This is a genomic window from Mucilaginibacter sp. (genome assembly GCF_028288185.1).
GTDB lineage: Bacteria > Bacteroidota > Bacteroidia > Sphingobacteriales > Sphingobacteriaceae > Mucilaginibacter.
The window spans coordinates 94,610-113,773 of the sequence record NZ_JAQBOF010000031.1 but is presented as its reverse complement, the minus strand read 5'-3'; the positions used below and the strand labels follow the sequence as shown (position 1 = coordinate 113,773).

Genomic DNA, 19,164 nt, shown 5'->3' with positions numbered 1-19,164 from the left:
AATTGGCATATTCGCTAATTTATTCCATTCGTTTCTGGGCCAGTTCCTTTTTATAACCAACATTTAATTGGGGTTTGGTTTCAATAAAATAAATGCCTGTGCCTTTTTCTACAGCCAAGGGATTTTCAATTTCGCCCACCTTTTTATAGCTAACCAATACCGGCGCTAAGCGTGCTATATTTTTGCCGCCCCAGTCATCTACATAAATAATATATTTCGCATCCAAATTATCAGGCGCCCATAAAGTAAAGCTGCTTCCTAATGATGCTGTTTCGGGTAAATTATATTGTTTTCCAAAATGATGTAAAGCACCTGCTTCGCCATAATTATCTGCAAATATTTGTGTGTTTTTGCGTTGTTCGGGGGGTAAACTGTAATACACTTTGGCTACTTTTTGAGTTAGCTCGTCCCAACCAAACATATCGCCGTAATCCTGGCTGGTGGCATGGTTTTTTCGATCTTCCCAAACCGTTATAAATTTCATAAAATTAGTATGCCTATTAATAAAGTCAAAAAGCGATAAAGTTGGCTTTAACGGTAATACAGGTAATAGCATAGGCAACATTACTAAGTTTGGCAGGGTAAACAAACATACTACCAATACACGCAAGGCTGTATGTTTAATATTTATCCAGCGCTCAAAGGCATAACCACCTGCGGCAAAAAGCATTGGATATGCGCCAAATATGTAATAGTTTTTACCGCTCATTTTCATAAGGAAGATAAATATCAGTACGTAGGCAAACGCCAGGAATTGAAATTTACGCAGCTTGAAGGAAAACAACAGAAAGCCACACCCAATTAACCATAAAAATAAAGCAATACCATTAACGCTTATTTGCTGCATTATAAAATCACCGGGCTTAATATAGTTTAGCTGGTTTTTTTGCAGCGTTTTCATATGGGTAATCACCGGCAAGTGATGCTGAAACTGCCAGATGATATTAGGCAAAAATATTAACAGCGCAATTGTAGTAGCGCCTAATATATGGCGGTTTAACAATAGTTTACGTTGTTTGGTAAGCAACAGCCCCAATATTAATGCAATGGCAAAAAAGCCCATTGTGTATTTGGTGAGCAGGCCAATGCCAATTACCGCGCCTAATATATAAAGGTATTTTACCGAATGGTGATTAATATATTTTATGATAAGCCATACAGCTAAGATCCACCATAATTGGTCGAATACTACAGGTTGGAACAGGTAGTCGCTGGCAACAAATGCCGGAGCGAAAATGAAACTTAAACATGCCAACGTTATAGCAAACATTTTGCCACCAAACTCAACCGTTACTAGGCCAACTAACCAAACAATAAGGCCCGCGCATATAGTACTAAATATGCGTGCCGCAAAAACAGAGTTGCCAAATACTACAGTAGTGACCTTAGCCAGCACCGCTATAAAAGGCGGCACCTCTTTATATCCCCAGTCTAAATGGTCCCCTAATGCCAAATGCAACAACTCATCCCGGTGAAAACCAAAATTGGAAATAGCCAACGCGTTTAAGGCTATTTTAATAAATACGAAGATCAGTATAAAGTTGGTATAACTTGATTTTCGGTTTTTATATGACATGTAGGGTTTATGATGGGTTTATATAAAGATAGTATTTTTGAGGTGAAAGGTAAAAGACGAAAGGTAAAAGGTTTTTTATAACTATTCTGTATAAATTTATATAATATGAAATTGTACGTTAAAAATATGGTTTGCCGTCGCTGCATTATGGCAGTGCAAAAGGTGTTTACAGATGCAGGTTATGAGGTGCAAGATATAGCATTGGGCGAAGTTGTAACAACGCAAAGTTTAAATGATAATAATATTGAACAGCTTGATAAAGATTTAAAGAAGCTGGGATTTGAAATTATCGACAATAGAAAGAGCCGCATCATCGAAAAAATAAAAAACCTGATCATAAACCTGGTCCATTATACAGAAGAGCCTTTAAACATAAATATATCTGAATACCTAACTCGCGAAATGAATTATGAATATAACTACTTAAGTAACCTTTTTTCTGAAGTTGAAGGTAATACCATCGAAAAATACTTTATCAATCTAAAAATTGAAAAAATAAAAGAGCTGCTTATTTATGATGAACTTACTTTAAGCGAGATAGCTTTTAAATTGGGTTATAGCAGTGTTGCGTATTTATCAACTCAATTTAAAAAGATCACTGGGCTTACTCCGGGCTATTTTAAAGCTATTAAACTAAACAAGCGCAGTAATATAGAAGACCTGTAAATGTTATAAGTTAAACACTAAATGTTGTAAAAGCTTAGCCCCTAAGCTGCCGTAAATTTGTATGTAAATAATTAAAATTATGAAACATACCTATCAAATAACCGGGATGACTTGCTCCGGATGCCAATCTAAAGTACAGCAATTACTTTCCGCTGTATCAAATGTAAAACAAGTAGATATTGATCTGCAAAAAGGTGAAGCCATTATCGAAATGGATAAGCACATTAATACGGCTATATTTAAAGATGCTTTAAAAGATTATCCAAAATACCAAATAGCGGATATGCCTTATGTGTATCCGGCGCATTTAGCTGATGCTGAAGAAGACTCAAAATCATGGGTAGAGACCTATAAACCCATATTATTAATATTTGGATATATATTGGCAATAGCCTTAATAGCCGGAAACATTAAACCTGTTTTTGACATATCACTAGCCATGCGTGTTTTTATGGCCGGTTTCTTTTTGGTGTTTTCATTTTTTAAAATGTTAAATCTTGATGGCTTTGCAGATAGCTATGTTATGTACGATGTGGTGGCCAAAAAATTCAGGCCATGGGCTTATATATATGCCTTTATCGAATTGGCTTTAGGTTTGGCTTTTGCATTAAACATCTATCCGTTAATTACCAATGCTTTAACTTTTGTGGTGATGACAATAAGCATTATTGGCGTTTTACAAAGCATATTGAATAAGAGAACTATACAATGCGCTTGTTTGGGTGCCGTGTTTAACCTGCCCATGAGTACTGTTACCATCATTGAGGATGGCTTGATGATAGTAATGAGTGCAGCAACTTTGTTAATGCTGTTATAATTAACCATAAAGGCGAAAGATTTTCTAACCTTTCGCCTTTACTTTTATCCTTTAAACCTCAAAAAAATTATATTCTCTTAATATCAGCACCCAAAGCTTGCAAGCGTTTATCAATATTTTGATAGCCGCGCTCAATTTGCTCAATGTTGTAGATGGTTGATTTTCCTTTTGCTGACAACGCAGCGATCAATAAAGAAACCCCCGCGCGTATATCGGGCGATGTCATGGAAATACCGCGCAGTTGTACTTGTTTATTCAACCCGATAACCGTAGCACGATGCGGATCGCATAAAATTATCTGCGCGCCCATATCCAACAATTTATCCACGAAGAACAAACGGCTCTCGAACATTTTTTGGTGAATCAGTACCGAGCCTTTGGCTTGTATGGCAACAACCAATACGATGCTCAATAAGTCGGGCGTAAAGCCTGGCCATGGTGCATCGGCAATGGTCATGATGGAGCCGTCAATAAACGTTTCTATCTCATAATGATCTTGTGCGGGTATGTAAATATCATCGCCTCTGCGTTCTAATTTAATGCCCAAACGTTTAAATACATCGGGGATCATACCTAACTCATCGTAATGAACATCTTTAATAGTGATCTCAGAGCCTGTCATAGCTGCAAGGCCGATGAACGACCCGATCTCTATCATATCAGGCAGCATCCTATGCTCTGTACCGCCTAGTTTGGTAACACCTTCAATAGTTAATAAATTTGAACCTATACCACTAATTTTGGCACCCATGCGGTTAAGCATTTTGCAAAGCTGTTGTAGGTAAGGCTCGCAGGCCGCGTTATATATGGTAGTAATACCTTTAGCTAAAACAGCCGCCATTACAATGTTAGCTGTCCCTGTTACCGATGCTTCATCTAATAATATATAAGTGCCTTGCAGGTTTGATGCATCAACATTAAAAAAACCGTCAGCAGGGTTGTAGTTAAATTGCGCGCCCAGTTTTTCAAAACCCAGGAAGTGAGTATCTAAACGCCTGCGGCCAATTTTATCGCCACCGGGTTTTGGTATGGATGCCTTGCCGAAACGGGCCAGCAACGGGCCAACTATCATAATAGAGCCACGCAAACCACCACCCTTAGCTTTAAAAGCGTCTGACTGGAAAAAATCCTGGTCTATCTCTTTAGCTTCAAAACTGTAGGTATCGGGGCCAAGTTTCTCAACAATAACGCCCATATCGCCCAAAAGCTCTATCAGCATGTTTACATCTTTAATATTCGGGATATTGCTGATGGTTATTTTCTCCTCTGTCAACAATACTGCCGACAGGATCTGTAAAGCCTCGTTTTTAGCACCCTGGGGGGTAATTTCGCCTTTTAAGGGTTTGCCTCCCTGTATTTCGAACGCGTTAGTCATAGGTTGATAGTTAATGGTTTATAGTTCATGGATAAAACCTTCAAGAACTATACAAAGATTGGATTATTTTCGATAAAAATGATGGCTCATAATTAAGGCAATTAACCATTAACCATCATCTATGAACCATTGGCTTAATACTTTTTGCCGCCACCATTATTACGGTTGCGGTTGTTTTGATTGTTATTATTACGCGGGTTGTTATTGCTTCTGCCACCGGTACCTCCGCCTGTACCGCCACGGTTGCTTTGGTTGTTGGTACGGCCACCACGGCTGTTATTATTGTTTTGTGTGTGGGTAGGTGCGCGGTATTCAACTTTATTTAGGTTGATAGTTTCGTCAATTTTTAGTTCACCTTTTGATAAGGCAACCAGGTCGGCTAATATCGTCTCGTCTGATACCGAGTCTTTGTTCCATTGCACATAAGCCATTTTCATGAAGTTGGCAATAGCTTGCACCATGTGCTTGCGGCGCTCGGGCTCCTCAATGCTTTTGGCTTTTTCTATCATCATCTCTATGGTTTTGCCATAGTGTTTGTAGCGGATACGCTGGTTAGGGTACCTTAAAGGCTCGGGCTTAATATGTATAGCCTCTTCGCTGGGTTTAGGGTACGGAGAATCTACATCTATTTGGAAATCAGATATAATATGCAGGTGATCCCAAAGTTTATGCTTAAAATCGGCAACATCGCGCAGATGCGGGTTTAAAAAGCCCATCAGGTCTATCACAACCTGTGCGTAGCGGTTACGTTCTTCTTTGGTAGGTAGCGCGACAATATATTTAACCATATTTTGTACGTTGCGGCCATATTCAGACAGGATAAGTTTATTCCTGGTCGAATTATAATCAAAATTTGCAGGCGTGTTTTCTAGTGCCATGTAATTGTATGTTTTAAAGAAAGTTTTAAATTAGCCAGGCGACTTTTCCTTGTAATATTAAGGACGAAGGCGGCTAAAATTGAAATTGTATTGACTTGTAGTACAACAAATATAGGGTAATACTTTAATAGTGCAAATTATTTTCGTGCGTTGTAGAGACGCAATGCATTGCGTCTCTACATTATTTCAGTATTTTCGCTTATGGCATCACAGGTAATCATTACCCATATAGACATCTACCGTTTCAGCATACCTATGGAGCCGTTCACCATAGCTACAGGGACGATGGATCATGCGCAGAATACTTTTATAAGGGTGCATACCGATGCGGGGTTTTATGGAGTAGGAGAGTGCGCGGCTTTCCCGATGATAGTAGGTGAAACGCAGGATACCTGCCTGGTAGTTGCTAGGGACTTTGCCAAACTTTGGAAAGGTAAGGACGCGTTGGATATACCGGCACGTTTACAACAACTGCATGATGCTATAGCAGGTAACGGCACCATAAAAAGTGCTTTTGATATGGCACTGTATGATATTGCCGCTAAAAACGCTGGACTGCCACTTTATAAATTCTTAGGCGGCGAAAAACGTAAAGTTGAAACCGATATTACTATTGGCCTAGGCAAGCCGGGTATAATGGCACAAAAAGCCATAGCATTTAAAAAATTGGGTGCAGGTATATTAAAAGTAAAACTGGGTAAAAACGCGGTGGAGGATGTAGAGCGTATTAAACAGATCCGCGAAGCGATTGGTAATGAAATGAAGATCCGCGTTGATGCTAACCAGGGCTGGAGTTTTGATGACGCTGTGTATGCTTTACAGGCTTTAGGTAAATATGATATTGAGTTTTGCGAGCAACCCATGCGCACCTGGTATGATGATAAATTGCCCGAGTTGATGAAGCTATCGCCGGTAAAAATTATGGCTGATGAAAGTGTTTATAATCACCACGATGCGCGTAAGCAGATAGAAAGCGACTCATGCCACTATATCAACATTAAAATGGCTAAAGCCGGCGGCATATTCGAGGCTAAACAAATCCATGATACCGCAGCTGAACATAGCATACCCTGCATGATGGGCGGAATGTTGGAAAGCCGTATCGCGCTTAGCGCCAAACTGCATTTTGTTTACAGCAGCCCTAATATTAAATTTTATGATATGGATACCTGCATGCTGGGCCACCTGGCAGACCCATGCATAGGCGGGGTAACTTATGATGGTTATTATTTGAATATTGATGATGCGATTGGAATAGGGGCAGACGCGAGTGAAGAGTTTTTGGAGGGGTGCGAGAAGTTCACTATTTAAAGATTGAAAAATAAAGATTGAAGATTAGTTGATAGGCGACTAATCTTCAATCTTTAATAACTAATCTTTACTTGCTCAACTCCGCAAAATATTTATGAAATAACGGTATAGTTTCTATGCCTTTATAATAGTTAAAAATATCATACTTCTCGTTTGGCGAGTGCAGTGCATCGCTATCCAAACCAAAACCCATTAGTACGGTTTTTATTCCCAACTCTGCTTCAAATAAAGCTACAATGGGTATGCTGCCGCCGCCACGGGTTGGTATAGGTGCTTTGCCAAATGCTTCGGTAATAGCTTTTTGTGCCGCGCGATAGGCAATGCTGTCGGTTGGTGTAACTACCGGTTCACCACCATGGTGAGGGGTTACCGTTACTTTTACTGATGCCGGCGCAATCTTCTTAAAATGATCAGTGAACAACTGCGTTATTTTTGCTGATCCCTGGTTAGGCACTAAGCGCATAGAGATCTTCGCATTGGCTTTTGATGGCAAAACGGTTTTAGCGCCTTCGCCAATGTAGCCTCCCCAAATTCCGTTAACTTCAAGTGTAGGGCGTGTGCCCGTACGCTCAAAAGTAGTGTAACCTTTTTCGCCCCATAACTCGGCAACATCCAGGTCGGTTTTATATGCTGCCTCATTATAAGGTGCAGCGTTTAGTTCTTTACGCTCAGCTTCAGTTAACGCAATAACTTCATCATAAAAGCCGGGAATGGTAATATGATTGTTTTCATCATGCATGCTGGCTATCATTTTGGTTAATATAGTGATGGGGTTAGCCACCGCGCCACCATAAACACCCGAGTGCAGATCACGGTTAGGGCCAACTACCTCTACTTCTAAATAAGATAAGCCACGCAAGCCCGTTTCCAACGAAGGATTTTCCATACTGATCATTGAGGTGTCTGATATCAGCACTACATCAGCTTTTAACTTTTCCTTATTAGCTTTTACAAAAATGCCTAGGTTGTTTGATCCAACTTCCTCTTCGCCCTCTATCATAAATTTAATATTGCAGGGTAGGGTATTGGTTTGCATCATCAATTCAAATGCTTTAACGTGCATATAAAATTGGCCCTTATCATCGCAGGCACCGCGGGCATATATTTTACCATCGCGCACAGTAGGTTCAAATGGTGGGGTTTTCCATAACTCCAGCGGGTCGGGTGGTTGCACATCATAATGGCCGTAAACCAAAACCGTTGGTTTTGTCGGGTCAATTATTTTCTCGCCATAAACAATAGGGTAGCCGGCTGTTTGGCAAACCTCAACTTTATCTGCGCCCGCTTCTGTTAACTTTTTAGCTACGTAGTCGGCAGTTTTTAGTACCTCTGGTTTATATTTAGGATCGGCACTTACAGATGGGAAACGCAAAAGGTCAAAAAGTTCATCTAATAAACGTTGTTTGTGTTGCTCTATATATTGTTTTATATGCTGCATATTCAATTAATTTTAAGGCAAATATAATGCATGTTTAAATAAGAAAAACCACCATATACATATTTTAAATTTTTAATAATTACTTAATATTGAGGCTTGTTGTTGATGGACGTTTTTAAGTATATTTGTAGAATTAATTTAAATTGCGATTAAATAAATGGGTTATCGTAAGATAATATTCCTCTCCATTGTTTTTTCCATATACTTTTTGCCTGGATATGCACAAGCTCCTAGCTGTAGTGCCGCGGCCAAATTTTATGGTAAGGATAGTATTAATGTAACTACTTTCGGCGCAAGCACAGTTGAAGGTGTGGGCGGCTTTTCTTTCCAAACAGGTCTTTTAAATAATATTGAAGCTTGTTATACAGGGGTTATTGTTTCTGTAACCAAAAATGGTGTATCAGGTGAAACAACAACGCAGGGGTTAGCGAGATTTCCAGCGGCTATAGCCGGGCGTACAGGCTTTATTATCATTCTTATAGGTGCTAATGACGCACTGCAACTAGCCGCCAAAAAAATTAAACTTAGTGATACCGAAAAAAATATGCGGTATTATATAGAGACATCATTGAAAAATAAATTAATACCTATTATTGGTACCATACAATTTTTTAATGATCAAAATAATCAGCAATATAAAATTGCTAATTTATATATAAGTCAGATAAATGCGCTGTATAGAAGATTGGCCCATGAGTATAATATATACCTTGCAGATATAAACAGGGCACTTGGCCGCGATTTTACTTTATACCAGGATTATGTGCATCCTAATGCGGAGGGGTATAAATTAATAAGCTATGTGTGGTTTGATGCCATTAACCAGGCTATCGAAGATAAATTGTTGGTTATCGGCCTTAACCAAAATTATCCTAACCCTTCAATTGATCGTACTACTATTGGATTTAGTTTGTCGCAAGCGGGAAGGGTGCTGATAAATTTATATAATATAAGCGGGAAGTTTATTAAGACAATATATGATTCTTATCAAAATGCGGGTTATCGTACCGTGAGCGTCCCTTTAAATGATCTTTACCCGGGTATATATATATATAGTATGCAGGTTGGCGGGCAATTGGTGAGTAAAAAGATGATTGTTACCCGGTAGGTTAGTCAGCAGTAGCTAATGTAGTGTTAGCGCTTTCGGTAGTTGTTTTGCTTGCAGTATTCTCAATTTTTACTTTAACTTCTTCGGTTTTGTTTGCTTTGTTTGTTAACGCAAATGTTGTTACACCTGTTGTTAAAATTATACCTGCAATTATTGCTGCTTTTTTCATGATCTGTTATCTTATATAGCTTGATTAGAATCTGTCAGCGGTTGCTAAGTTGTTTTTGTCGCCAGCTCTGTCAGCAGTAGCCAAATTATTTTTATCACCCATTCTATCGGCAGTAGCCAAATTGTTTTTATCGCCTTTTAAAGTATTAGCAAATGACGCAGAAACACTTGTAGAGAATATGATTGCTGTGGCTATAAATAATTTTTTCATGACTTTGTATAGTATATTTTATATTATATGGGATAATTATATATTGAGTTTACGTTTAGAATCTGTCAGCGGTTGCCAAGTTGTTTTTATCACCAGCTCTGTCAGCTGTTGCTAAATTGTTTTTGTCGCCGTTTCTGTCAGCAGTAGCCAAATTGTTTTTGTCGCCGTTTCTGTCAGCAGTAGCTAAATTATTTTTGTCACCAGCTCTGTCGGCGGTAGCCAAATTATTTTTGTCACCAGCTCTGTCAGCGGTAGCTAAATTGTTTTTATCACCTTTAACAGTAGTAGTAGCAAATGATGCAACACTTGTAGAGAATATAATTGCTGTGGCTATAAATAATTTTTTCATGATGTGATATGTTATAATTTTTTTGGGTCTGTTATTTTATTAGATGTTGTGTTTTTATTAGAATCTGTCAGCAGTAGCCAAGTTGTTTTTATCACCAGCTCTGTCAGCAGTAGCTAAATTGTTTTTGTCGCCATTTCTGTCAGCGGTAGCCAAATTATTTTTATCACCATTTCTATCAGCAGTAGCCAAATTATTTTTATCACCAGCTCTGTCGGCAGTAGCCAAATTGTTTTTGTCGCCGTTTCTGTCAGCAGTAGCCAGGTTGTTTTTATCACCTTTAACAGTAGTAGTAGTAGCAAATGATGCAACACTTGTAGAGAATATAATTGCTGTAGCTATAAATAATTTTTTCATGATTTTATATGTTATAATTTTTTGATTCTGTTGTTGATATATAATATTTATTGATAGTATAATAAATAGATGATTAGTCGGCAGTAGCTAAAACTGTTCTGTTGTCGACCATCAACTTTTCAATGCTAACTGTTGATGATTTTGACGGAGTTGTAGTTTTTAACAGTGATAATATACCTACTGATAAAACGATTGCTGCTGTTAGGATTACTTTTAACATGATATTTATTTTTAATATTTTTTAATAATTAAACTGATAATTGTTTTATTCTTAATTAGTCTGCAGTTGCCAAAATGCTTCTTACAGAAAATGGATTGTTATGAAAAACCGTCAAACTTGTCCGGATATTATCCTTTTTAGTACATGAAGTAAGGATGCCTAAGGACAGAATGATAACTGCTGTATAGATGAAATTTTTCATGATAATTATTTTTTTAAGTTTATACTAAAGTAAATAATACAAAGGTTATAAGCGTTAACTATTAGTTAATGATAATTGCATATTTATATATTTTGCATTTGCAACTATGGCGTTTCTGTTGGCCTTTTAACTGGTGTTTTTCCTTACGTGTCCCTTTTTATTTTCCCTATATTTTTTTATTTAATGAATAACTCTATTTATAATATGTGTTGATACCAATTTGATATTCAAACACTTACCAAAGCAAATATAAGTATGTTTTAGTAATTACCAAGCAATCGTGAATTTTTTTTTTAACACAAAACAATACTTTTTTTACGGAATAGAAAATATATAATGTATTATTTATAACTTTCACCATAATTAAAAACGTAACAAGGGCTAAATGAGAAAAACTTGCTCAATTCTTCTTTTGATATTGGTTTCATTTAACGTGCACGCAAATGATTCAAAGGATGTTACAGGAAAAGATACCAGTCAAGTTATTTCGTTAAATAAAAACGGATACGATAACAGGTTAACTCATCCGCAGGAAACTGTGGATGATGCAGAAAAAGCATTAAAAATAGCCTTGTCAATTGGCTATACAAGAGGGATAGCAGAGTCTTATAGAATTAAAGGTATTGGTGAGTATTATCTAAACAGGCCTGACAGTGCTTTAAACAGATATTTTGATGCATTAGCTCAATACGAAAAATTAAGCGATGAACGTGGTAAGGCTAAGGTATACAATAACATAGGTAACCTTTACCAAATGGTTGATTATGATAAAGCTCTGGAGTATTTTAAAAATGCCAAAAATATCGCCGAAAAATTAAAAGATAAACAGCTTATTGCCTCTTTATACCTAAATATAGGCAACATTTATAATCGGAAAAACATGTATAATAATGCTTTATCCTATTATGAAAAAAGTTTTGAATTATTTACCGAATTAAAAGACCCGGTTCAGTTAGTACAGTGCTTACAGGATTTGGGGGTTATACATTATTTTTTGCATGATTACGCAAAAGCTAAGAACCTGCTTTTAGTGGCCAACAGTAGGGCAAAAAGCATGGATATGAATGTAAACGTGGCCACCATAAACATGACGCTGACTGATATTTACTTAGCCGAAAGTAATTTTAACGAGGCCGAGAAATATATAAAGGAAGGTAAAACCTATGCAACTATTATAAATAACCAAAAGGATATTTATGATTATAAACACTCTGCTTATGAATTGGAACGGAGACGTAAAAACTATGAAAAAGCATTAGAGTATTTAATAGATATATATAGAGCCGACAGTACAGGTTATAAATCAAACGTTTCGACCAAGCTTAATTTTTTGCAGCAGGAACAAAAACGCATTGAAAAGACAGCAGAAATGAAAAAAAATGCAGAAATTTCAAGGGTCATTTTTTGGTCGGTAACTGTTGTAGCAGGCTTATTGCTAATTGTTATTGTTTTATTGGTTGGAAGTGTAAAACGCAAAGCCACAACAAACTCGCAATTACAGGTATTAAACAGCGAAATATCCAGACAAAAGGATAACCTGGATCGTATTAACCACCACCTGGAAGAGATCATCGACGAACGAACGAGGGATCTGCAGGTTAAAAACAAAAAACTTTCAGAATACTCATCTTACTTATCGCACCAGATACGCGGCCCTATAGCTACCCTAAAAGGTCTGATGAATTTGGAAAAAGAAGGGTTGGTTGGCCAGTTAGAATGTATTAATATGATGGATAAATGCGTATCAGAAATTGATGAAAAGATCATTGAAATGAGCGATATGCTGCATGATCCCGGTAAAACCGGTTTCTAGATATTTCTATACAGGAAGTGTCGCATGGATCTGTGCTTCAAATAAGCCCATGTACATACAATACCACGATATCATTTGTAAAATTAATAACTGGCGGTGCTTTTTATAGCCCTCAGTTTCAAAAGCCAGGGTTTTCTTACCTGCTGTTACAAAAAATCTTACTTCGCCTTTGCGAGGCTTAAATGTGGGCCTCACCAGGTCAAATGCTTTTACCTTCAATTTACTTTTCGAATCATGAATTGTAGCTGCTGATGCGTTTTGGGTTTCTGATATTGCTATTAAGTAGTTCGACATAACAAATGTATTTGTAATGGTAGTTGCAATTTTTACTCCAAACAGCTATTGTTGAACAATAATGAGGTTTTGTTTTCTTGTTATTGATTTTAATTAACCGATACTTAAATACTTTAATCGAGAATAAATTATTTAAGTATCGGCTGTTATTTGTGGCATAAAAAGTGTCGCCTTTATTGAACGTTTGCCCAATTAGGCATGAGCAGGTGTTTGGATATTACGTAACTCTTCATAAAGTAATATCATTTTACGCTGTAGGATAACTATCTCTGCTTCGCGGTCAAGCAATTTTTTCTGCACAATGCTTAGGTTAGAAGGCTGCTGTTCTACCTCTTCAGCATCCATCGCCAAAATTTGTACAACATCAATCTCATAAATATTAGCAATTTGTTCTAACCTTGATAGGTTGATATCAGTCACGCCAGTTTCAATTTTTGAAAAAGCTGGAATAGAAATTCCTAAACGATTAGCCACGTCCTCCTGGCTCCATCCATGCTGATGACGAAAGGTACGAATGTTCTTGCCTATAGTTTTGTTTGTTTTCTTTTTTGAGTTGTCGTTCATTTCAGTATAAATTAATGTTGGGGTAAAGGGTCACTATTACCTAACCAATTTATATGCCATGCCGATATTACCTATAAATCTTTAAAATTTTAATTAACTGTAGATTTAATTGGGGAATTTCATCCCCGAAAAGTGGGGTATATTATTAATTATTGGTTTATAATACTAAGTTTTGCAAACTTTAACAACAATTGCTTTTGGCCAATTTCTTTAAAGAAAATAGTTGCTTTAATATCAGGCTTGTTGCCTTCCATACTTAATACTTTGCCAAAACCAAAGCGCTCATGTTCTACTTCCATACCTACTTGTAGGTTTGAGGTATCAGATGGGGCAAAGCCGACTGATGGCACATGCGCCTTAGCCAATATAGAAGTTGTTTTTACCGGTGCCGATGTGGCTGTTTTAGGCTTAGGTTTCGAGAATTTATTATCCGTACGGCTCCAGGCAGAACGTTCATCATCATAATTAAGGCTGCCTACATTATTAACCGGTCTTGCAGTAAAATCAAGCTCCAGGTATTGCGCGTCTATCTCATCTAAAAAACGACTGGGCTCACAGCTGATTAACGTCCCAAATTTAAAGCGCGAAGTAGCATAGCTTAATGATAGCTTATTCTCTGCACGGGTTATGGCTACGTAAAACAAACGGCGCTCTTCTTCCAGGTCGGTGCGCGAGTTAAGCGCCATTTGTGAGGGGAACAGGTTCTCCTCCAATCCCACCACATAAACCTGAGGGAACTCTAATCCTTTAGACGAGTGTATGGTCATTAAAGATACCGTGTCCGCGTCTTTATTCTTGTCGTTATCATCATTGGTGAGCAGGGCAATATCCTGCATAAAAACATCAAGGCCTTTTTCTTCCAGATCCTCACGCTCACTAAACTCTTTAATACCGTTTAACAGCTCCTGGATGTTTTCGTAACGGTTAAGTCCCTCTATAGATTTATCCTCGTACAAATCTTTTAAAAGGCCCGAATGCTGTGCAATGTATAAAGCAGCCTCGTAGGCACTTTGTGTTTTAGTAAGCACCTGGAAGCTCTGTATCATAACGGCAAAGCCTGTAACAGAGGCAGATATACGTCCCTCTAAATATTTATCGGGGGCAAGTATCACTTCCCATGGTGTTACACTATTCTGATCAGCAGAAACTATGATCTTATCAATAGTAGTATCGCCAATGCCACGGCGTGGATAGTTAATAACACGCTTTAAAGCTTCCTCATCATTAGGATTAAAAGTAAGCCTGAAATAAGCTATTAGATCCTTAATTTCTTTACGCTGATAGAAGGAGAGGCCGCCATATATTTTATAAGGCGTTCCCAATTTACGCAAGGCCTCCTCCATAGAGCGCGACTGCGCATTGGTGCGGTACAATATCGCAAAATCATGCCACCGCAAACCTTTGGTGGTACGCTCATGCATAATGGCTTCGGCAACGAGTTTGCCTTCTTCGTTATCGCTGAAAGCGCGCATCACTTTTATTTTATCGCCGCTTTCTTTCTCAGAAAACACATTCTTTTTAAGCTGCTCCTTATTATTAGCGATGATGCTATTGGCCACATTTACAATGTTTTGGGTAGAGCGGTAATTTTGCTCCAGCTTAAATATTTTCAGATCAGGGTAATCCTTCTCAAAATTTAATATGTTTTGGATGTTTGCGCCACGGAAAGCATAGATACTTTGCGCATCATCGCCCACCACACAAATATTCTCATTAACAGCTGCTAGTTTTTTTACGATCAGGTATTGCGAGAAGTTGGTATCCTGATACTCGTCCACCATCAGGTATTTAAACTTGTGCTGATATTTGTTTAATACATCGGGATATTGCTTTAACAGTTCGTTGGTTTTAAACAACAGATCGTCAAAGTCCATAGCGCCGGCGCGGTAACAGCGTTGTGCATAGGTTTGGTATATGGCTCCCAGCATTGGACGATTGCTTGATATATCATCGGCCTGTATCTGGTCGTTTTTTTGATATTCCATCCATGATACCAGGTTATTTTTCGCAGCCGATATACGGTTTAAAACAAAGTTTACACTGTACAGCTTATCATCCAGGCTCATCTCTTTTAAAATAGCGCGGATAACACTTTTGCTGTCATCGGTATCGTAAATGGTAAAGTTGTTAGGGTAGCCTATCTTATCGGCCTCAACCCGTAATATCTTAGAAAAAACAGAGTGGAAGGTACCCATCCAAATGTTCTTGGCTTCGGGGCCAACCAGGTGGGTTATACGTTCACGCATTTCGCGCGAGGCCTTGTTGGTAAAGGTTAGCACAAGGATGTTAAACGAATCTACCCCGTTGCGGATCAGGTGAGCAACACGATAGGTTATAACTCGGGTTTTGCCCGAACCTGCGCCGGCGATGATCATTACCGGTCCCTTTATTTGTTTAACTGCCGCCTGCTGCTCGGGGTTTAATCCCTCTAAATAATCCAATGCTTTTCCCTCTTTTCTGTGTGCAGCGAAATTAAGGTTTTGAGCTGAAAGCGGAAAGGAAAAACGAGGAACAATTTATTCTGAATTTAAGATTTGACAACTTTTAAAGTTGTCAAATCTATTCCACAAAAATGAATAACCATCTTTCCCGCTTGCGGAAGAGATGGTCCAGCGAAGCGTAGATCGGGTGAGTCACAGTATACATCGAAAAACATACCCTTGAATACCCGACCCTAATTATTTACATTTGATCACCAAAACGATTTATCTTATGCGTATCCCAACCAGGATCCTCTTATCGCTCTTATTAATAACAGCCATAAAAATTGCATCGGCACAAACCGGCTACGAGCTAAACACCGGCTGGAAATGTAAAGCCATTGGCGCGGTAAAGGACAACGGCGAATTAATATCTGACCCGGCGTTTCCCCTTACCGACTGGATGCCCGCCACCGTGCCCGGCACGGTTTTAACATCACAACTAAATAACAAACAAATACCCGATCCTTTTTATGGGATGAATAATAAACTGATACCCGATATCTACAAAACGGGTCGCGACTATTATACCTATTGGTTTGTTAAGGATTTTAAGGAGAATATCCCAAAAAATGGTAGCCAGGTTTATTTGAACCTTCGGGGTGTAAATTATAGCTGTAATGTATTTTTAAATGGCAGACAATTGAATGAAAAACTGCACTCGGGTATGTTTTTGCGGCAGAGCTATAATATTACCAAATGGTTATCTAAAAAAGGTAATAACCGGCTGGCTGTTATTGTGTATCCGCCCGATCCGGTGGGTAACCCCAATGGCGGCCAGGGTGGCGATGGGACTATTGCCCGCAATGTGGGCATACAGTATACCGCTGGGTGGGACTGGATCCAGCCCATCCGCGACCGTAACACCGGGATCTGGGATAAAGTAACTATCGAAAAAACCGGCGTGATGCGGATAACTGATCCGCATGTGGTTACGTTGGTGCCGGGCATAAGGCAACCAATCGGGCTGCAAAAGCCTGCCATTATACAGGTGTCGGCACAAGTAAAAAACGCTACGGATAAACCTGTTACCGGCTTTTTAAAATATAATTTGGATGGTAAACCGGTATCAAAAAAAGTAACCTTAAAACCGGGCGAAACGCAGGAAGTAAAGCTTAATGACTATGTGCTGAAAAATCCAAAATTATGGTGGCCAAATGGCTATGGCCCGCAAAACCTGTATCATTTAAACCTGCAATTTGTAATTGCCGTTAATAAAATATCCGACCAAAAAAATATTGAAATAGGTGTACGCCAGTTAACCAGCGAATGGAACGCCCATACCCAAAGCCGCCAGATTAATGTTAACGGGCAACGAGTATTTATTAAAGGCGGTAACTGGATAGTGTCTGACGAAATGCTGCGCTTCAGTAACGCGCGTTATGATGCCGAGGTACGCTTTCATCACGATATGAACCTGAACCTTATACGGGTTTGGGGCGGCGCGCTGGTTGAACGGCCAGAATTTTATCAGGCTTGCGACAAGTACGGTATATTGGTTTTTCAGGATATGTGGGGATCTGGCGATTGTAATGGCCGCTGGGCGGATAAAGCCAAGCTGGATGATCAGGCCACCCGCCGCAAATACCCTGATGACCATGACCTGTACATTCGTTCTATCGAGGATCAGGTAAAAATGATACGTAATTACGCATCGCTGGCTATATGGTGTGGTGGTAATGAAATTACCCAGCCCGATGATATTTTGGCCGCTGTACGCGATACCATAATGCCTAAACTGGACAATACCCGCTGGTTTGTTGATTTCTCCAACTCGTTGGATATGGGCAAGACCGAAAAAGGAGTTAATGGGGATGGACCGTACAATATACAGCCAATCTCTGTTTTCTGGGCTAAAAAAACTTATCCTTTTAATTCGGAAGTTGGTTCTATGGGGATAAACGATTACGAATCGTTAAAAAGATTTATCCCGACAGCTAATATGGTTATGCCTGAATATAATAAAAGCGGTGGCCGCCGCGAAAAGTTGGATTCTGTTTGGCGCTATCATACTTATATAGGTTATGAGGATTATATTGATAAATACGGTAAACCAAAAGATGTAAAAGAATTTGCGGAAAAGGCCCAATTGGTAAACTACGACCAATACCGTGCACTAATGGAAGGCTTTAGCTCGCACATGTGGGACTGGTACACCGGCAGCATCATCTGGAAAACCCAAAACCCATGGACCGCCATGCGTGGGCAGATGTATGATTATTATCTGGACCCTAACGCCTGCCTTTACGGTCTGCATAGCGGCAGCGCCCCGGTACATATTATGTACAACCCGGTTGATAGCGCTGTGAGCATCGTTAATAACACTTTTGTGAACCTTAAAAACGTAACGGCAACGGTAAAATTATACTCCATTGCCGGTAAAGCAGCGCCTGTAACTACGCTGATAAAGGATATTGCGCCATCAGGTGTACTACCATTGCTCTCCATTAAAAAAGAAATAGCCGCTGCCGCGACAGATAAAGGCGCGTTTCTGGCCCTGCGCTTAACCGACAAGAACAACAAGATCATTAGTGATAATATTTACTGGCTGGCCGATGGAAAAGGCGAGTACTCCGGCTTGAACGAAATGGCTAAATCAAAGCTAAGCATTACCGCCAAGCGCATAGCCAAAGGCAAAATAGCGGTTACACTAACCAACAGCAAACAAGCGCCGGTGGCGTTCTTTAACCAGATATCGCTTATTAACCCTACAACCAAAGAACGGGTGTTGCCTGTTTTTTATTCGGATAATTATGTATCTGTGTTGCCGGGTGAGCAGAAAGTAGTTGTGTTGGAATATAACCTGCCGGTGGTTAATCCGAAGGTTTCTATCAGGGGATGGAATTTGGTTGAGCGAGTGATTGATATTAAATAAGCAAGAGTAAAAAAGTGGTGGCCTGCGCGATTCCCCTCTTGAGAGCAGGGCCATGGATTCCCGTAATAAAAAGAATGACAATTTAAATCCTGAAAACTGTGAAAAAAAACAAAAAATCAGGGCGATTTTTTGTTTTTAGATTGTTGATTTATAGTGTTTTACGCAAACATGCCTGCACCTGCAATGAGTGTACGTGAAACTGCAGTGAGTACATAATTTGTATACCTGTACCTGCCTGTACCTGCCATTATCTGCCGTATTTTATATATACTCATTGGTGCGTTAACCGCCACCGTGCCACCGGTTAAAAAACTTAACTTAAAATGTGGTGACAAAGTTATGCCACCATTTTATAATACAATGTTTCCGTACTTTGTGACTAGTCCTAATAAAGGTTGACCGTAAACCTATAGACGTATAAGACCTTGTTTCATGAAACAACAAACAAAAAGACCCGGTTTCATT

19 protein-coding genes are annotated in these 19,164 nt (G+C 39.0%); 6 read left to right on the top strand and 13 right to left on the bottom strand.

Annotated features, from left to right (window positions below):
* Positions 1-19: 19 nt before the first annotated feature.
* The gene (locus JWQ34_RS14300; protein ID WP_299358177.1) at positions 20-1,576 is read right to left on the bottom strand and encodes a glycosyltransferase family 39 protein; all 1,557 of its coding nucleotides are present in this window, start codon (positions 1,574-1,576) and stop codon (positions 20-22) included.
* A gap of 105 nt (positions 1,577-1,681) precedes the next feature.
* On the opposite strand from JWQ34_RS14300, the gene JWQ34_RS14295 reads away from it, so the two are divergent.
* Positions 1,682-2,242, top strand: coding sequence for an AraC family transcriptional regulator (locus JWQ34_RS14295; protein WP_299358175.1), 561 nt, complete (start codon positions 1,682-1,684; stop codon positions 2,240-2,242).
* Positions 2,243-2,321: 79 nt separating this feature from the next.
* Positions 2,322-3,059 (top strand): heavy metal-associated domain-containing protein, encoded by a 738-nt coding sequence (locus JWQ34_RS14290; protein WP_299358173.1) that lies wholly within the window; start codon positions 2,322-2,324, stop codon positions 3,057-3,059.
* Positions 3,060-3,126: 67 nt separating this feature from the next.
* Here JWQ34_RS14290 and murA read toward each other — a convergent pair whose 3' ends face one another.
* Positions 3,127-4,434, bottom strand: coding sequence for a UDP-N-acetylglucosamine 1-carboxyvinyltransferase (gene murA, locus JWQ34_RS14285; RefSeq protein WP_299358171.1), 1,308 nt, complete (start codon positions 4,432-4,434; stop codon positions 3,127-3,129).
* A gap of 134 nt (positions 4,435-4,568) precedes the next feature.
* The gene (locus tag JWQ34_RS14280) at positions 4,569-5,312 is read right to left on the bottom strand and encodes a DUF4290 domain-containing protein (RefSeq protein ID WP_299358169.1); all 744 of its coding nucleotides are present in this window, start codon (positions 5,310-5,312) and stop codon (positions 4,569-4,571) included.
* Between the two features lie 201 nt (positions 5,313-5,513).
* On the opposite strand from JWQ34_RS14280, the gene JWQ34_RS14275 reads away from it, so the two are divergent.
* Complete coding sequence (locus JWQ34_RS14275) at positions 5,514-6,623, top strand: dipeptide epimerase (RefSeq protein ID WP_299358167.1); 1,110 nt, start codon at positions 5,514-5,516, stop codon at positions 6,621-6,623.
* A 67-nt stretch (positions 6,624-6,690) separates the two neighbouring features.
* On the opposite strand, the gene JWQ34_RS14270 is transcribed toward JWQ34_RS14275, so the two are convergent.
* Positions 6,691-8,061: a dipeptidase gene (locus JWQ34_RS14270; protein WP_299358165.1), complete on the bottom strand. Its 1,371-nt coding sequence runs from the start codon at positions 8,059-8,061 to the stop codon at positions 6,691-6,693.
* A gap of 157 nt (positions 8,062-8,218) precedes the next feature.
* Between JWQ34_RS14270 and JWQ34_RS14265 the strand changes: the two genes are divergently transcribed.
* On the top strand, positions 8,219-9,169 hold the full coding sequence (locus JWQ34_RS14265; RefSeq protein WP_299358163.1) for a GDSL-type esterase/lipase family protein: 951 nt from the start codon (positions 8,219-8,221) through the stop codon (positions 9,167-9,169).
* Position 9,170: 1 nt separating this feature from the next.
* Here JWQ34_RS14265 and JWQ34_RS14260 read toward each other — a convergent pair whose 3' ends face one another.
* The 6 genes from JWQ34_RS14260 to JWQ34_RS14235 all read right to left on the bottom strand — a co-directional run bounded on the left by JWQ34_RS14260 (position 9,171) and on the right by JWQ34_RS14235 (position 10,673).
* Positions 9,171-9,338 (bottom strand): hypothetical protein, encoded by a 168-nt coding sequence (locus tag JWQ34_RS14260; protein WP_299358161.1) that lies wholly within the window; start codon positions 9,336-9,338, stop codon positions 9,171-9,173.
* Positions 9,339-9,362: 24 nt separating this feature from the next.
* Positions 9,363-9,548: a hypothetical protein gene (locus JWQ34_RS14255; RefSeq protein ID WP_299358159.1), complete on the bottom strand. Its 186-nt coding sequence runs from the start codon at positions 9,546-9,548 to the stop codon at positions 9,363-9,365.
* Between the two features lie 55 nt (positions 9,549-9,603).
* Positions 9,604-9,897, bottom strand: coding sequence for a hypothetical protein (locus JWQ34_RS14250; protein WP_299358157.1), 294 nt, complete (start codon positions 9,895-9,897; stop codon positions 9,604-9,606).
* A 57-nt stretch (positions 9,898-9,954) separates the two neighbouring features.
* The gene (locus JWQ34_RS14245) at positions 9,955-10,251 is read right to left on the bottom strand and encodes a hypothetical protein (RefSeq protein ID WP_299358155.1); all 297 of its coding nucleotides are present in this window, start codon (positions 10,249-10,251) and stop codon (positions 9,955-9,957) included.
* Positions 10,252-10,324: 73 nt separating this feature from the next.
* Positions 10,325-10,471: a hypothetical protein gene (locus JWQ34_RS14240; RefSeq protein WP_299358152.1), complete on the bottom strand. Its 147-nt coding sequence runs from the start codon at positions 10,469-10,471 to the stop codon at positions 10,325-10,327.
* A gap of 55 nt (positions 10,472-10,526) precedes the next feature.
* The gene (locus JWQ34_RS14235) at positions 10,527-10,673 is read right to left on the bottom strand and encodes a hypothetical protein (RefSeq protein ID WP_299358151.1); all 147 of its coding nucleotides are present in this window, start codon (positions 10,671-10,673) and stop codon (positions 10,527-10,529) included.
* A 385-nt stretch (positions 10,674-11,058) separates the two neighbouring features.
* Between JWQ34_RS14235 and JWQ34_RS14230 the strand changes: the two genes are divergently transcribed.
* Entirely contained in the window at positions 11,059-12,486 is a 1,428-nt protein-coding gene (locus tag JWQ34_RS14230; RefSeq protein WP_299358149.1) for a tetratricopeptide repeat protein, read from the top strand.
* Positions 12,487-12,492: 6 nt separating this feature from the next.
* On the opposite strand, the gene JWQ34_RS14225 is transcribed toward JWQ34_RS14230, so the two are convergent.
* The 3 genes from JWQ34_RS14225 to JWQ34_RS14215 form a co-directional block, all read right to left on the bottom strand.
* On the bottom strand, positions 12,493-12,780 hold the full coding sequence (locus tag JWQ34_RS14225; protein WP_299358147.1) for a hypothetical protein: 288 nt from the start codon (positions 12,778-12,780) through the stop codon (positions 12,493-12,495).
* Positions 12,781-12,972: 192 nt separating this feature from the next.
* The gene (locus tag JWQ34_RS14220) at positions 12,973-13,344 is read right to left on the bottom strand and encodes a helix-turn-helix transcriptional regulator (RefSeq protein WP_299358145.1); all 372 of its coding nucleotides are present in this window, start codon (positions 13,342-13,344) and stop codon (positions 12,973-12,975) included.
* Between the two features lie 149 nt (positions 13,345-13,493).
* Positions 13,494-15,785 carry an ATP-dependent helicase gene (locus tag JWQ34_RS14215; RefSeq protein WP_299358143.1) on the bottom strand — a complete coding sequence of 764 codons (2,292 nt, stop codon included), beginning with the start codon at positions 15,783-15,785 and terminating at the stop codon, positions 13,494-13,496.
* A 271-nt stretch (positions 15,786-16,056) separates the two neighbouring features.
* Between JWQ34_RS14215 and JWQ34_RS14210 the strand changes: the two genes are divergently transcribed.
* Complete coding sequence (locus JWQ34_RS14210) at positions 16,057-18,699, top strand: glycoside hydrolase family 2 TIM barrel-domain containing protein (protein ID WP_299358141.1); 2,643 nt, start codon at positions 16,057-16,059, stop codon at positions 18,697-18,699.
* Positions 18,700-19,164 lie beyond the last annotated feature (465 nt).

Bases quoted from the DNA above. Each gene is read 5' to 3' on its own strand.
- JWQ34_RS14300 (WP_299358177.1), bottom strand. From the start codon at position 1,576: ATGTCATATAAAAACCGAAAATCAAGTTATACCAACTTTATACTGATC.
- JWQ34_RS14295 (WP_299358175.1), top strand. From the start codon at position 1,682: ATGAAATTGTACGTTAAAAATATGGTTTGCCGTCGCTGCATTATGGCA.
- JWQ34_RS14290 (WP_299358173.1), top strand. From the start codon at position 2,322: ATGAAACATACCTATCAAATAACCGGGATGACTTGCTCCGGATGCCAA.
- murA (WP_299358171.1), bottom strand. From the start codon at position 4,434: ATGACTAACGCGTTCGAAATACAGGGAGGCAAACCCTTAAAAGGCGAA.
- JWQ34_RS14280 (WP_299358169.1), bottom strand. From the start codon at position 5,312: ATGGCACTAGAAAACACGCCTGCAAATTTTGATTATAATTCGACCAGG.
- JWQ34_RS14275 (WP_299358167.1), top strand. From the start codon at position 5,514: ATGGCATCACAGGTAATCATTACCCATATAGACATCTACCGTTTCAGC.
- JWQ34_RS14270 (WP_299358165.1), bottom strand. From the start codon at position 8,061: ATGCAGCATATAAAACAATATATAGAGCAACACAAACAACGTTTATTA.
- JWQ34_RS14265 (WP_299358163.1), top strand. From the start codon at position 8,219: ATGGGTTATCGTAAGATAATATTCCTCTCCATTGTTTTTTCCATATAC.
- JWQ34_RS14260 (WP_299358161.1), bottom strand. From the start codon at position 9,338: ATGAAAAAAGCAGCAATAATTGCAGGTATAATTTTAACAACAGGTGTA.
- JWQ34_RS14255 (WP_299358159.1), bottom strand. From the start codon at position 9,548: ATGAAAAAATTATTTATAGCCACAGCAATCATATTCTCTACAAGTGTT.
- JWQ34_RS14250 (WP_299358157.1), bottom strand. From the start codon at position 9,897: ATGAAAAAATTATTTATAGCCACAGCAATTATATTCTCTACAAGTGTT.
- JWQ34_RS14245 (WP_299358155.1), bottom strand. From the start codon at position 10,251: ATGAAAAAATTATTTATAGCTACAGCAATTATATTCTCTACAAGTGTT.
- JWQ34_RS14240 (WP_299358152.1), bottom strand. From the start codon at position 10,471: ATGTTAAAAGTAATCCTAACAGCAGCAATCGTTTTATCAGTAGGTATA.
- JWQ34_RS14235 (WP_299358151.1), bottom strand. From the start codon at position 10,673: ATGAAAAATTTCATCTATACAGCAGTTATCATTCTGTCCTTAGGCATC.
- JWQ34_RS14230 (WP_299358149.1), top strand. From the start codon at position 11,059: ATGAGAAAAACTTGCTCAATTCTTCTTTTGATATTGGTTTCATTTAAC.
- JWQ34_RS14225 (WP_299358147.1), bottom strand. From the start codon at position 12,780: ATGTCGAACTACTTAATAGCAATATCAGAAACCCAAAACGCATCAGCA.
- JWQ34_RS14220 (WP_299358145.1), bottom strand. From the start codon at position 13,344: ATGAACGACAACTCAAAAAAGAAAACAAACAAAACTATAGGCAAGAAC.
- JWQ34_RS14210 (WP_299358141.1), top strand. From the start codon at position 16,057: ATGCGTATCCCAACCAGGATCCTCTTATCGCTCTTATTAATAACAGCC.